This window comes from Dapis hubbardiae BLCC-M172 (assembly GCF_050016015.1).
GTDB lineage: Bacteria > Cyanobacteriota > Cyanobacteriia > Cyanobacteriales > Microcoleaceae > Trichodesmium.
Map to the genome: position 1 here is coordinate 49,687 of NZ_JBNHEQ010000268.1, position 13,790 is coordinate 63,476.

The following is a 13,790-nucleotide window of genomic DNA, read 5'->3' on the forward strand; positions in this document are numbered from 1 at the left end:
AGTCCTGGGAGAATTTAAAATGTAGAATTTAGAATTAAAGGTAAATTTACCAATTCTTAAATCTCAATTGAGAATTTAGAATTCTCAAATCTCTAGGACTCACGCACCAGACAATGTATATAGAGCCATAAACTCGAACGTTATAGTTTTTACACTCTATATATAGTACCTTGCCGTAAATCCTGTTCTGAAATCTCAATTGAGGATTCAGAATTCTCTAGGACTCACCCACCAGACAATGTATATAGCGCCATAAACTCGAACGTTATAGTTTTTACACTCTATATATAGTACCTTGCCGTAACTCCTGTTCTCAAATCTCAATTCTAAATTCTTAAGTACAGATTTGTTGTAGAGTCTTGGCAAAATTTGGGTAAGAAATACTGGCAGCTTCAGCCTGATGAATGTTGGTAGTTCCAGTAGCATTCAATGCAGCGATCGCTAAACTCATAGCTATTCGATGATCCCCATCACTTTCAACATCGGTACCAGTTATAGAAATACCACCAGTAATTTCCAAACCATCAGGTAGTTCTGTAACTCTGGCCCCCAGTTTTTGGAGTTGAGTGGCCATAACTGCTAGGCGATCGCTCTCTTTAACGCGCAACTCAGCAGCATCTCGAATGACTGTTGTCCCTTCAGCAAACATCGCAGCTACAGCTAAAATCGGAATTTCATCAATTAATCTGGGAATTATAGAACCGGAAATTTCACAAGCTTTCAATGGACTATAACGTACCCGTAAATCTGCTACAGGTTCTCCTGCTACAACTCGCTGATTTTCCTGTATAATATTACCCTCCATTTTTTCCAATACTTCCAAGATACCTGTACGGGTAGGATTAACACCAACATTTTCAATTACCAGTTCTGACCCAGGTACAATAGCTGCTGCTACTAACCAAAAAGCTGCGGAACTAATATCACCAGGCACAACCACATCTTGGCCTTTAAGTTTAGCTGGACCTGTCACCGTCACACTATTTGTTTCTGGGTCAACTTGAATTTCCGCTCCAAAAGCTTTTAACATTCTTTCACTATGGTCTCGCGACAGAGCAGGTTCAGTTACCGTAGTTTTTCCCTCTGCCATTAAACCAGCAAATAAAATACAAGATTTCACCTGTGCTGAAGCAATGGGAGAATGATAATGGATTGGTCGTAACTTTTGTCCCTGAATGGCCAGAGGGGCCAAGCTGTTCCCTTTTCTACCCCAAATTTGAGCGCCCATTTGTGTGAGTGGCTGAATAACACGGGACATTGGGCGTTGTACTAAGGAGCTATCTCCTGTAACAGCAAAGAAATGTTCGGGATGGGATGCCAAAATACCTAACATTAGTCGCATTGTAGTCCCAGAATTACCACAGTCTAAAACACGAGATGGTTCTTTCAGATTATCTACCCCCACCCCATGAACTTCTACTAACTCTGTATTGAGTTGAGAAATATTAGCTCCAAGAAGTGAAAAACATCTAGCAGTGCTACGGGGATCTTCTCCTAGAAGTAAACCTTGAATATTAGTTTGCCCTTGAGCGATCGCTCCTAGCATCAGAGCGCGATGAGAAATTGATTTATCTCCAGGAATTGAAATATTACCTTTGAGAGATAGACCATTATTTGGTCTTTGAATTATCAAAGTTTCCTGACTATTTGTAATTTTTGTACTAACGACGGCAGCTATCATAAAAGTAACTATAATTTTGCACAGCGATAATATTATATAGAGTGTGGGTAGTTAGTACAGTAGGCAATTTCAACTGAAGTAATCTACTAAATAACTACTAAGAGTGCGAGGAGGGTAGTGAATATTTTTCTGCAACTGGTAACTTTTGAGAAAAGACTGAAAATACTTATTTCTTAAAGTCATCTATCCCATAACCGCAGCAGGGAATTAAATCCCAAAAAATATCTTTTCTATTGCAGCTTTGCTTTGGTCTTCTTTTCCACAGGAATGGTGCCCATTCATTTTGCGTTGGAAAAACTATAACGAAATTAGAAACTATTATACACTAAATTAGTCTATTTTTTCTGCTTTAAGCAGAACTTTTTAGGGTCTGCTGAAAAGTTTTTTGGTGAGGAGAGGTAAGAGGCAACAGTTGATACAAAATCTGGTTACTAAAGATCAAGATATTTGATACTATATTAACGTTAAGTCCTCTCCGTAGGTATCCTACAGTCTATTTCTGCATCTGGATCAAAGGATACTCTATAAATCAGATTTAGTATAAGACTTGATTCGCAGCTCTATTTAGTTAAAAACTTGAAACAAAAGCAAAAAAAATGCAACTAAACTCAATACATTTACTAGAATTTAGTAATAGGCAAGGTTAAAAATACATAAATTTTAATCTAGTTTTGTAAATAACTATTTCTTGTACCTAAGTATATATATGTGGTACGATACAAATGTATGGAAATTCAGGATTGATGGCAAGAGCCAATACCTCGATCGAATTAAGGAGTCAGAAGTTCAGAATAAAATAATTGTTTATAGTCTTTATTTCTGTAACTACCATGTGGATAACCTGAATGTATTCTTTGATAATTTATAATGAATCATATATGGTCTTTTTTGCACCTTAGTTGTTCATACTTTACTTGAGGAAATTAAAGTTAATATCCTAATCTAAAGGTTTTCTGAGAACAGAGTCTTTAGAAAGTTGCAGAAGTCAGTTTATTAACAAAATATTACCTTATGTATGGTAGAAATGAGGTAAATATTATGCCAAATTTGACAATAATTATACATCTCAAAAATCCCCTAACTGTAACAGTCTTATAGGTAAGAGAAAACTGAGTAATAAAAACATAAATGTAGAAACTGTCATGATGAGACGGCAAGAGATGTGGCAGTCACAAAAGTAATAAAGAATAGAGGATTAATCGGAGTATAAAATACCTTTGAAGAAACAGCTTCGGTAAATTTTTTGTAGAGGGTTAGACAAAGAGAATTTGTTTCACCTATTTAATTCCTGGCTTTAGCGAAAGCAGAATCTCCTGTTAAATTCCTTCGTTCCTGTCAATAAGTCTTTGATTTAAACCACCAGTTTCATTTCAGTTATCAGTTATTAATACCTCTGGCTGAAACCGGAGGCAAGAAAATCCGAAATTTCCTTTTTTATCCTCTTAAAAGGAGAGGCTTAATACCTGATTTCTTATTCAATAAAATAATAACTATATCAATCAACAATCACAATCAGAGAAAATATATGCTAACTTATCAACGCAAACCTGTAAGTCTATCATTAATATCAACAGACTTGCCAATTTGGTCTATGGTTGAAACTGCAGCCACTCTTTATCACAAAGATAGAGACCAATTCCATATATTACTCCATGAACCTGCAATTAGAGGCAGAGAAGCATCCTCCATCGAGGAATTACCCATATTGCCAGATGTTCCCAAACCAAGACTTTTGTGGCTAGAGGTTTCTCCCTCTAGAATCATTATGACCATGCAAGGAAATGGTAAATATTGTTACCGCCATGTGTGGGAAAGAGGAGTATATGGCATCTGTCGTTATTGGCTTCAAGATGATTCATTAAATTTACATTATCAGTTGCGACTGCGTAACTTTACCCGTAATTTATTTGTTGAGGGAAGACCAATTCCAGATTATCTGCGCCTAGAATATGAACTATGGTCTCAACAGTTACGCATGGGACATTATGTACTAGAGTTAGAAATTCATCACTAAAATAGGGCTTGCTGAATAAGTCTTTGAGTAGAGGGGAGGAGTCAGGAGTGAGGAGTAGTAGGGGCGATTCGCCAATCGCCCGTACAGGAGGAATAGGAATTATAAAGTAGATAGTCAGAAAAATAGTCCCTTAATTTTTCTGCCTCGCGTTACCCTATTTTAGGCTCAGTTTTTCACATATAGCAGTCGAAGCAAAGAGCGCGGATATTTCTAAATACTGTTAGCGGAGCTTTTCCCTATACGAAAAATCCTTTGACAGTTTACTATTCCCTATTCCCTCTCTTGGTGCGCGTTCCCTCTCTTGGTCAGCATTCCGCAAGCGAGCTGTCGGCGACGCGGGGTCTGACCGCTTGCGTCTTACGCCGACGCGGGGTCGCACCGCTATTCCTGATTCACGCTTCGCGTAGTGCTATATATTACAGCGCTTTTCAGATGGATAAACTACATCGTCATAACCAAAACCCTGTAGGGGCGAATGGCCATTCGCCCCTACTGTGGTCTACTGAAATGAAAACCGCTGTAACTGAAAAGCTGGTACTTTTTCCCGACCTATAATAGCTCAAACCGTTATATGTCAATGCTTTTATATTTAATCAGCAAACCCTAAATACTTTACTTTAGCTTTCTCAAGGCTAATTTTATCTAAGCAATTAGTGTGGTAATCAATTATCTTGGCAGTAAGTAATCAGCTTTTCTAGAGAGATGTCTTGATTTACCGCAACTTTATTTGCTTGTTCCCCAGCTTGGGTGACTTGAGTTTTGGCCTGATTAAATTTTTTTCTACCTTCCAATGAAGCTTCTACTTGTGTGCTAGTTTGAAGACCTAGACTCATATTAATGAAAGCTTGAGAAAGTTCTTTAAAGGTTTGAGAGAAGTCGTTTTGAAATTGCTGGAGATTTTCATCCTTAAGTTCTAGAGCTTCTAACTCCCGAGCAATTTCTTCTAATTCTTCTCCAAGTTTATTGGTTGTTGTAGCATCATAAGAACTCTTAGAATTAATAAGAGTATTACCTTTGTTAATAGTAGAAATCAATTGATTACACTGGACAACTCTACTAGGGCCACAACCAGCGCTCAATAAACAGGCTACAATAATGCCACAAATAATTTTTAATTTACGAAACATCTTTTAAAATTGTGCAAAATCGATCTAGGAGGTACACCTTACAAGCAAAAATCTGGCTCAAAAATAGTAAATATGTCCAAAACACCCAACAACCTTGATATTAACTCTACAAATAATTTTCCCATTGTAATTTCTATTGGATTGGGATTGCTAATGCTAAGTTTATCCTGGCGCTTATTCGCCATTATAGTTATTGCTTCTGGACTGACTTGGACTTTTAGGCGTTATCGAGAACAACAGAAACATCAACAAGATGGCTTGAATGCTCTATTTTATAAGTTAATTCAGGAAAATCAGGGACATATTACAGCTTTAGATTTAGCCATCAACTCTCAACTATCAGGAAAAGTTGTCCAAGAGTTTCTTGATGAAAGAGCCAAAGAATTTGGTGCTGAGTTAGAAATTACAGAGCAAGGTGGTTTATTATACTATTTTCCTACTGCTGTGTCTCTAGTTGCTGGTCAAGCAAAAGAGGAATTTAAATTATCTACGGATAAAATTTTAGGATATAATAATAGATTAGGCTCAGAAGAAATTATTGAAAAAGTTTCAAATCCTTGGAATTCACCACAGTATTCCCAGGTAAATTGTAGCCTCAAATTTGAGCATAAAAATAACAAATTGGACGGTAAAAATCAAGCAGTTTCTACATTTCTGACTCAGAAAGAATTAGCAACTCGACTAAATGTTCATGCCAGCACTATTAGTAAACGGAAAACAAAACCTGATTTTAGTCAGTGGAGTAGTCAAAAAGATCCAGAATCAATTTCATGGAAATATTTAAAAGAGCAAGGAAGATTTTTACCGAAAAATTAAGTTATAAAACCTCTCTATTGATGGAGGCGTTGGTGAAGCGCGTATATGATATTAATCTTAATTATTTAGGAGTCAGGAGTCAGAAGTCAGGAGGACAGAAAGAAGAGGAAAGAGTAGTAGAAGGAGAAAGTTTTTTGTTCGCGCTCTTATCTGGATAGGATATCATACCTTTATTCACCAACGCCAAAAATCCTTTTAGCTAATCTTCTTCTTGATAAGAAGAGGTAATTATTAATTGTTAATTATTAATTATTAATTATTGAACTATAGCCTCAAAATCATAAAATATCCTCTAAATTATTATTTGTATTAGTTGTTGAGTCTAGAATCCAATCAATTATGTCCTTCCATACTATTAGAGTAGTAGCTCGTATAGTTGCCTTACCAGATAAAGTAGAAGCAGTTAAGTCAATTTTAATTAGTATAGTATTACCTACTCGTCAAGAAAAAGGTTGTATTAAATACGAATTATTACAAAATAATGCCGATCCCACAGATTTTACTTTTGTTGAGGAATGGGAGAGTGAAAGTCTATTAGAAAAACATTTGGCCTCAAGTCATATTGAAGCAGCATCATTAAAACTAAAAGACTTACTGACAGTCCCACCAGATATTCGTCGTTATCATTTAATATCTTGACAATATAACAAATTTGTGTTAGAGAGAAGTAGCACAATTAAAAGCAAAGAAGAGTAATGTCTTGAGAAAAGATTCTAACATTTAACGAAAAAACATAGGAAAAAACTTAAAAATCTTAATTAAACATTACAATAAGAAAAAAATCGTAGGTTAAGTGTAATGATGCCCCGAATACTCGTCATTGATGATGATCCTGCGATCGCAGAACTCGTTGCCGTAAACTTAGAAATGGCTGGCTATGAAGTTAGTCAAGCAGAAGATGGTATAAAAGGGCAAGCCCTAGCTTTGCAACTATTACCAGACCTGATAGTGTTAGATTTAATGCTACCAAAGGTAGATGGGTTTACAGTATGTCAACGTCTGCGTCGTGATGAACGAACAGCCGATATTCCGGTACTGATGCTAACTGCTTTAGGTCAAACCCAAAATAAAGTAGAAGGCTTCAATGCTGGTGCAGATGATTATCTAACAAAGCCATTTGAAGTTGAAGAACTTTTGGCACGAGTGCGTGCTTTACTGCGACGCACAGATCGAATTCCCCAAGCAGCTAAACATAGTGAAATACTCAGCTATGGCCCTCTGACCCTGGTTCCCGAAAGGTTTGAGGCTATTTGGTTTGAGCAAACAGTTAAACTAACTCATTTAGAATTTGAGTTACTCCATTGTTTGTTACAACGCCATGGCCAGACAGTATCTCCTAGTGAAATTCTTAAGGAAGTCTGGGGTTATGATCCAGACGATGATATTGAGACAATCCGAGTCCATATTAGACATCTGAGAACGAAGATGGAACCAGATCCTCGTCATCCTCGGTATATTAAAACGGTATACGGTGCTGGTTACTGTTTAGAGTTACCTAGTAATGGGTCCAGTGCTAATAATGTGGAAACAGCTAATTGGGCGAAACCAAATCAGGATAGGGTTAGAGAGCCTTAAAATAATTTCCGGTTGAAAAGTCATAATTAGGTAAATAAAATTGAGCTAAAGATATTGATTAAATATCCTATAAAACTTCTAATTACGATCGCTCAACCGGAAATATACAATAAATAATTAATAATTAATAATTAATAATTAAGGTTTAAACTAATATAAAACTATTCAGCCCAAACTTAAGAGAAATTTTCACCCAAAAATAAGCTTAATAGTTTTTCCTGGGATAGGGGATGAAAAAAATTAACTTCAGTATTTCAAGGCTATGGTTTCAGGGGTCGTTCAATAATTGATAATTGATAATTGATAATTGATAATTGATAATTGATAATTGATAATTACCTCTCCCTAAAACGGATAGGATTGATAAAAGGAAAATAAATTCATTGTTTCTCCTTGATCATGAGAGGCTTTAAACCTTAATTATATGGTAAGCTAAGACGCATTTTAAATGTGTCTTAGCAAGTTAGAAGTAATAACGTTGTATTCTTAACTAGGCAGACAACAAAGATGTGTTTTAAATGCTTAACAGCCGATCGTATCTGGATAAGAGCGTGATCAAAAAAACTTTCTCCTTTTTATACTTTAGTTTCTCCTCTCTTCCCTTCTGACTCCTGTAGGAAAATCAGATTTCAAGCCTCCTATTGAAGTAGGAGGTACTGTTAACTGTTAACTGATAACTGAAATGACTTTTGACTTGTTAATTTTGACTTCCGTAAAACGGTATGAGTTGGCAGAAATCAGGTAAAATTCTCAAGTATATATCGAGGATGTATACTATGCGTTGGATGCGATACGTTAAAATAGCTCTAGTCAATACAGTTGGAGCATTAGTAGGAATTATTTGGGTGCCTCTACCTCAAGCAGTGGCACAACCTTTAGTTCCTAAGAAAGCAAACTCAGAAGTTTCTGTGCTGGAAACTATCAAGTCGATTAACAGCAACATAGAAATTCCTAAAAAAGTAAGTTCACTACCAGAACTTTACCAGATTAGAGACCAACTAAAAGTAGAACTTAATAAGGTCTCTAAAATGCCAAATCTCCAAGAAGTAAGAGAACCTTGGCAATACCAATTCCAAGTACGACAATATGAAAAAACTCTGAAAGACTTCCGCCGTGTAGAAGCAAAAATTATTAAAGAAGAAAAAGCTGCTCAAAGTTGGAAGCAAGCACTGAGTATAGCAACTAATGCGGTAGCAAAAGGAAAAAAAACAGAGGCAAATTATCAAACTTGGCAAGAAGCAGAAAATCTATGGTTAGATGCAATTGATAGTTTGCGTCAAATACCTCAAGATTCATTGATGACAGATAAGGCGATCGAAAAAATGATCGAATATCAGGGGTATTTAGCAGTTGCTTGTTATGAAAAAGTAATAGCAGCAAGAAAATGGGAAGAAAATATAGAAAATAATACAACTCCCAAAACAACAAATTATCCACCTATTGCATATAGTTTATCTCCTGGTTTCACAATTTATGGTGATACTAACAGAGATGGGGAAGTGGATGAAGCTGATAAGTCAGGCAGAGAAAAATGGTCTTTATCAGAAGGTGCGTTGATGTTATTTAATAATGATGATGATAATGGTGATCGAATCCCAGACTGGCGAGATGGGGATGTTAATGGTGAAAGTGATGTAGAAGATTTAGCTATTGTTAATATTCAATTGGCAGAAAACTATAGGGATGCTCAAATATACATTTCTACAGACACAGATGTTACTAGCTATATTAATGTATTTCAAAAAACAGAATCTGGATGGCAACCAGTAGACATTTCTGGTACTGAAGCGTTAATACCCAGGGAGAAAATAGTATTAGGTGTAGAAGCTAAACAATTTGCTGATCGCAACTGGAAAGGAGTAGTTAATTTGAAGGCGATCGCTGAAAAAAATGGTAGACAAATTGCTTCTGATAGTATTCAAATAGGTGTAGTTCCTTGGTTGATGTCTCCTAACACTGCTGCCGTTAAAGAACTTCACGTTAGCGAACGAGGTTATGCTAATCAAGAGTTTATTGATAAAATCAGAGAAATTATTGAAAAAACAGGTGCAACAGCAAAAATTAATCCTGGTGGCACTACCTGGATGCAAGATACTCAAGAAATAGGTTATGTGCAGTTTCCCAGTCAAGGTAAAATGCGCAATATGAATGTTGCTCTCAAAGCTAACCGTCCAGGAGAGAACGATCGCTATGCTAGAAGTCTCCTCAAAGAGAATTTTGGTTGGTTTGAAGTCGGTAAACCCAGACAACTAGATCCTCTAAATAGGTGGGCAGATGCTTATGGAAATCTAGAAGTGACTCCACCTTTGCCGGGATATCCTATGGGAAGAGTTTATTATGGTAAAGCCGGAGAAGTAGGTATGAATCCTGATATTATTGACTTCATTAAAGCACAAAGAATTCAGGGTCCGCCAGTGGATGTTGATACTTCTTGGTTAATGATTCGTCATGTAGATGAAATTATCAGTTTTATTCCTAGTAAATTTGGCAAACCTTTAATGTTAATTGTTAGTCCAGAAGCGGGGGTAAAATTATTAGAAGAACTAAGTGAAGAAGGCTATGGGCAAGCTGCTATAAATCGTGGTTTAAGCACTCAAACAACAGTTAGGGCTGCGTTGAAAAATTCTAAGTTAATTCAGCATAATCTCTATTTACAAAGGGAAAAATTAAACCCATTAATTGAGAAGTTAAAACAGGAATTTAATCTCAGTGATGACCAGATAATTCAAGTGCCAGCTATGTTTGGATATAGCGGTTATTCTTGGTGGCCAAATATGGTTAATTCGGTGGTAATTAATGGAGAATTATTGGTTTCAAATCCTGGAGGAGCATTAATTAATGGCAGAGATTATACTGAGGAAAAATTCCGCAGGTTGGTGGCTGATTCTAGTTTGAATATTAATTTTATGGATGATGGATATTATCAACAATTAAGAGGAAATGTTCATGATGCTACGAATACAACTCGCTTAGGAAAAAATAATCCTTTCTGGGAATCTTTATCTGATAATATGTCAGAGTTTAGGGTGCAAAATTTAGATGTGACAGGTCTGAGATAATATATCACCCCTGAAAGGATCTATTTAAAATTATAAGAGTAGGGGAGCGGGGGAGTGGGGGAGTGAGGGAGTGGGAAGAGATGGGGATATGGGGTGTATTAGATATCTGGCACTCATCCAATCATCAAATCAATTCTTACCCATGTTGTATTAATTAATTCTCCTGATTACCTATTTTTTGGAGATACGGTTAGGGCTTCTATAGAAATTAGCAATTAGCTATAAGAAGGGTTTGATTCATTAATGGATAATGGATAATTGATAATTACCTTTGGTTAAAATCGAGAGGATTGAATATAAGGAAATATCCTAGCACTTTTTTTATCCTTAAAAGGAGAGGCTTTATACCTGTATTTTTCAGTAAGCATTCAGCGGTTAGCAGTCAGCAGTCAGCTATTAATTCATTGGCTTTTGAGCAGGAATTAGTATTGATAGATTTAAGGATAATTAAAAGTATTGGAAAAAAAACTGACCTTGACAAAGGAGAGTGTATATTCATTATTTATGAAACAGTTAAAAGCTGACTGCTAATAGCTGAATGGTTAGATATTATGTCTGGATAAATACTAACTATAAAGTCATTGCGACTGGAACGGAGTGGAAGGAAGCAATCTCATGTTTTAGATATTTATTCTATTTATTCTTAATGGTAAATATTTAACCGGACATGATATAAGTCATAATACAGCCAACAATTTAAAACTTGTAGAAAAGGAGAAAAAAATGTCAGATTTTATGGATTTTTTGAAGCACAAATATGCTTATGTTGCTCTAGGAGAATTTAAACCAGGAAAGTTTCAAGAAGCAAAAGAACTTTATGAAAAGGCAGTTGCTACTTATAACGAAGGTTTTAAAGGTGCTTATTTATTGCAGTTGCCTGGAACAGATAAAGGTATTGCTGTAATTTTTTGGGAAGGAGTTGAAGATATGGATGCTAATCAAAGTGATGCTTATAAAGCAGCATTAGCAGAAATGTCCCATTTATTTGCCAAACCACCAGAAACTAATTTTTATGAGACTGTTACTGAGATTTTACCAGAGTAAGGGGGAATTTAGAATTCAGAATTTAGAATTTAGAATTCAGAAGTCAGAAGTTAAATTCTGAGGGAATTTCATCTCAGTCAGATAAATTAGTCGCGGGCAAGATGCCCGCACTTGATAAAATTTAAGAATTGACTACTTCCTACACCTGATTCATAATTCAGAGCAACCTGCATAAGCAGACAAGATTTGATCTTCCCACACTCCCCACACCTCCCCACCCTTCCCACACCTCCCCACACTTCCCACACTTCCCACTCCCCTACTCCCCTACTCCCACACTCCCCCACTCCCTCACTCCCCTACCTCCGCGCGATCGCATAATAACGCCAAGGAGCAGGATAACCTTCAACAGTCAAAGATGGATCGTCAGGATGCAGAAACTCTGACAAACTATCAATATTTGCCCAATTAGTGCGTCGTTGCTCTTCAACGGATAAAGGTTCGGCAAAAAAACAATTGATATCGCTAAACCCTGCTCTCCCTATCCAATTTTCTAAACAAGACTGGGTGGGAAGAAACCAAATACCCCGCGCTTGGGCGTAACGTTTTTGGGGAGTGAGCGCCACTGGTAAATCTCCGGGAATACCTTGACAGTCAATAATAATTTCACCTTTGGGTGCTAATGCTTCTCGCATTTTGCGCAACAAACCAATGGGATCGGTGTGATGATAGAGGATACCCAGGCAAAAAATGGTGTCAAAAAATTGGGGGTAGTAGTGAATATGTTCGACTCCTAAAAGTTCAAATGCCAGCATTTTTTGTTTGACGATATTTTGGATAAGTTGAAAATTCCATAAATGTTTGGTGTAGGGTTCAAAACCGATGACTAATTCTGGTTGTTGAGCTGCCATCCGAAACATAAAATAACCGTTGTGGCAACCGATGTCAGCGACTTTGCGATTTTTGAGAGAACTAATATGTGGCAAAATGCGCTCCCATTTCCAGTCGGAACGCCATTCTGCATCGATAGTTACGCCGAATAGTTCAAAAGGACCTTTTTTCCAAGGGCAAAATGTTTGCAAGGAGTTGTGAAACCGTTGTTTTTGTTCTGGGGAAAGTTCGTTAGGGTTTCCTACTTTGATAACTGCATTGGAAAATTCGAAAAAATTGGTTTGAATATCTGCTATTGTTTGTGTTGCTTCATAGTATTTTTGATTAGAGGGTTCAAATAATTTTGTTTGTCTTTCTTGACGGGTTTTTAATATTGCTTCTGTGTTGATGGGGGTGTTGTATTGAGATAAATAATCTGGGGGAATATAGCCAATATTTTTGTTAAACATAGTCATTTCAATTATTAGTTATAACTACCTCACCATCCTCTGTGAGGTACAGTTTTTGTAACACAAGCATCCTGCTTGTTACAGGCTGGAAGCCTTACAAAAATTTGAGTGGCTAATTCTTGTAGGTTAGCTTCAGTTTATTCTGGTAAATAAATTGTTGTTGGTTTCATTAGTAAGATTGTCAAGAAAAACAGATATTTTAATTATAGATCATCGCTTAATGCTTTCTTCAATTATCTTAATCTCTTCCTCTGTTAATCCATACAATTGATAGACTATCTCATCAATCTCTCTTTCTAATTCTGTGGTGTCAGTTTGAGGATTTTTGCGTTTTATTTCAAGAATTTTATCAACAATCTCGGTAACACACGCAGGATGCGTGTCTGTCGGTTTTGGGATAGGAATTTGAGAAACATAAGGGGTTTGCATAGCAAACGCATCTCCTTGTAATTTAGAAGTTATATAACCTAAGAAAAACCAAACTAACTTTGAGTTAAGCAAAGCTAACAAAAATAAGTTAGAATCAGGTATGAGAAATGTTTTATTATTAGAATAAGCCCCTGATGTATCCCAAGAAAAAGCTTGATAAGTTGCGATTTCTTGATATAAGATTTTAGGGGTATCAAAATCTTTATAATAAGCAATATTATCTTGTATTTCATACCACTGATAACTTCCAGCTTTTCTTCCTCCTTTGATACCAGGGGTCAGCCTTTCTTTATACTGACTTAAATAATTTAAAATAGCAGGATATTGATTAATATCAATTCCCCGACGAGTAAAAATCAACCATAAATCAGGATTATTAACTACCCATCTTTTAACATCCTTACCCCGTAAAAAAGGTTTCAAAACCTCCTCCGAGGAAGGATGTTTGTTAATTAATCTATCTCTTGTTTTCCTATCAACAATAAACGCTTGGTTAAACCCTGTTTTAATCCCATAGTAAAACTTTCCATTAACATACTCTCCTAATGGCGTCCCTGTATTTTTCAACTTCTCTAATAACTGTAAAACTGTATTATTTTCTAATTGCCACCCTTCAGGTTTTAGTGCTTTTTGTTCAATCTCAAAACTCTCTTCATTAAAGATATTAATAAAATCATCAATAGGTTTACCCATCTCCCAATTTAAGACTTTTACAGTAGCACTATCATCTTGATTGTTAGATTTATTTGACACTCTAGAAGAGTT

General features: G+C 36.2%; 10 protein-coding genes. 6 read left to right on the forward strand and 4 right to left on the reverse strand.

Annotated elements, in window-relative coordinates:
- Positions 1-334 precede the first annotated feature (334 nt).
- Positions 335-1,681 carry a 3-phosphoshikimate 1-carboxyvinyltransferase gene (gene aroA, locus ACP6PK_RS24855; protein ID WP_426563573.1) on the reverse strand — a complete coding sequence of 449 codons (1,347 nt, stop codon included), beginning with the start codon at positions 1,679-1,681 and terminating at the stop codon, positions 335-337.
- Positions 1,682-3,206: 1,525 nt separating this feature from the next.
- Here aroA and ACP6PK_RS24860 point away from each other — a divergent pair.
- Positions 3,207-3,695, forward strand: a complete 489-nt coding sequence (locus ACP6PK_RS24860; protein WP_426563575.1) for a hypothetical protein — start codon at positions 3,207-3,209, stop codon at positions 3,693-3,695.
- A 662-nt stretch (positions 3,696-4,357) separates the two neighbouring features.
- On the opposite strand, the gene ACP6PK_RS24865 is transcribed toward ACP6PK_RS24860, so the two are convergent.
- Positions 4,358-4,822, reverse strand: a complete 465-nt coding sequence (locus ACP6PK_RS24865) for a hypothetical protein (protein ID WP_094672671.1) — start codon at positions 4,820-4,822, stop codon at positions 4,358-4,360.
- A gap of 72 nt (positions 4,823-4,894) precedes the next feature.
- On the opposite strand from ACP6PK_RS24865, the gene ACP6PK_RS24870 reads away from it, so the two are divergent.
- From ACP6PK_RS24870 to ACP6PK_RS24890, 5 genes are all read left to right on the forward strand, one after another.
- Positions 4,895-5,638 carry a hypothetical protein gene (locus tag ACP6PK_RS24870; RefSeq protein WP_426563577.1) on the forward strand — a complete coding sequence of 248 codons (744 nt, stop codon included), beginning with the start codon at positions 4,895-4,897 and terminating at the stop codon, positions 5,636-5,638.
- Positions 5,639-5,977: 339 nt separating this feature from the next.
- Positions 5,978-6,277: a putative quinol monooxygenase gene (locus ACP6PK_RS24875; protein WP_426563579.1), complete on the forward strand. Its 300-nt coding sequence runs from the start codon at positions 5,978-5,980 to the stop codon at positions 6,275-6,277.
- 162 nt (positions 6,278-6,439) lie between these two features.
- Entirely contained in the window at positions 6,440-7,213 is a 774-nt protein-coding gene (locus ACP6PK_RS24880; protein ID WP_094672674.1) for a response regulator transcription factor, read from the forward strand.
- A 722-nt stretch (positions 7,214-7,935) separates the two neighbouring features.
- On the forward strand, positions 7,936-10,272 hold the full coding sequence (locus tag ACP6PK_RS24885; RefSeq protein ID WP_426563581.1) for a protein-arginine deiminase domain-containing protein: 2,337 nt from the start codon (positions 7,936-7,938) through the stop codon (positions 10,270-10,272).
- Between the two features lie 723 nt (positions 10,273-10,995).
- Positions 10,996-11,316 (forward strand): antibiotic biosynthesis monooxygenase, encoded by a 321-nt coding sequence (locus tag ACP6PK_RS24890; RefSeq protein WP_293099432.1) that lies wholly within the window; start codon positions 10,996-10,998, stop codon positions 11,314-11,316.
- Between the two features lie 299 nt (positions 11,317-11,615).
- Here ACP6PK_RS24890 and cmoB read toward each other — a convergent pair whose 3' ends face one another.
- Positions 11,616-12,602: a tRNA 5-methoxyuridine(34)/uridine 5-oxyacetic acid(34) synthase CmoB gene (gene cmoB / locus ACP6PK_RS24895; RefSeq protein ID WP_426563583.1), complete on the reverse strand. Its 987-nt coding sequence runs from the start codon at positions 12,600-12,602 to the stop codon at positions 11,616-11,618.
- Positions 12,603-12,806: 204 nt separating this feature from the next.
- Positions 12,807-13,718 carry a TaqI-like C-terminal specificity domain-containing protein gene (locus tag ACP6PK_RS24900; RefSeq protein ID WP_426563585.1) on the reverse strand — a complete coding sequence of 304 codons (912 nt, stop codon included), beginning with the start codon at positions 13,716-13,718 and terminating at the stop codon, positions 12,807-12,809.
- Positions 13,719-13,790 lie beyond the last annotated feature (72 nt).

Coding starts and splice junctions, on each gene's coding strand:
- aroA (WP_426563573.1), bottom strand. CDS start 1,681: ATGATAGCTGCCGTCGTTAGTACAAAAATTACAAATAGTCAGGAAACT.
- ACP6PK_RS24860 (WP_426563575.1), top strand. CDS start 3,207: ATGCTAACTTATCAACGCAAACCTGTAAGTCTATCATTAATATCAACA.
- ACP6PK_RS24865 (WP_094672671.1), bottom strand. CDS start 4,822: ATGTTTCGTAAATTAAAAATTATTTGTGGCATTATTGTAGCCTGTTTA.
- ACP6PK_RS24870 (WP_426563577.1), top strand. CDS start 4,895: ATGTCCAAAACACCCAACAACCTTGATATTAACTCTACAAATAATTTT.
- ACP6PK_RS24875 (WP_426563579.1), top strand. CDS start 5,978: ATGTCCTTCCATACTATTAGAGTAGTAGCTCGTATAGTTGCCTTACCA.
- ACP6PK_RS24880 (WP_094672674.1), top strand. CDS start 6,440: ATGCCCCGAATACTCGTCATTGATGATGATCCTGCGATCGCAGAACTC.
- ACP6PK_RS24885 (WP_426563581.1), top strand. CDS start 7,936: ATGAGTTGGCAGAAATCAGGTAAAATTCTCAAGTATATATCGAGGATG.
- ACP6PK_RS24890 (WP_293099432.1), top strand. CDS start 10,996: ATGTCAGATTTTATGGATTTTTTGAAGCACAAATATGCTTATGTTGCT.
- cmoB (WP_426563583.1), bottom strand. CDS start 12,602: ATGACTATGTTTAACAAAAATATTGGCTATATTCCCCCAGATTATTTA.
- ACP6PK_RS24900 (WP_426563585.1), bottom strand. CDS start 13,718: ATGGGTAAACCTATTGATGATTTTATTAATATCTTTAATGAAGAGAGT.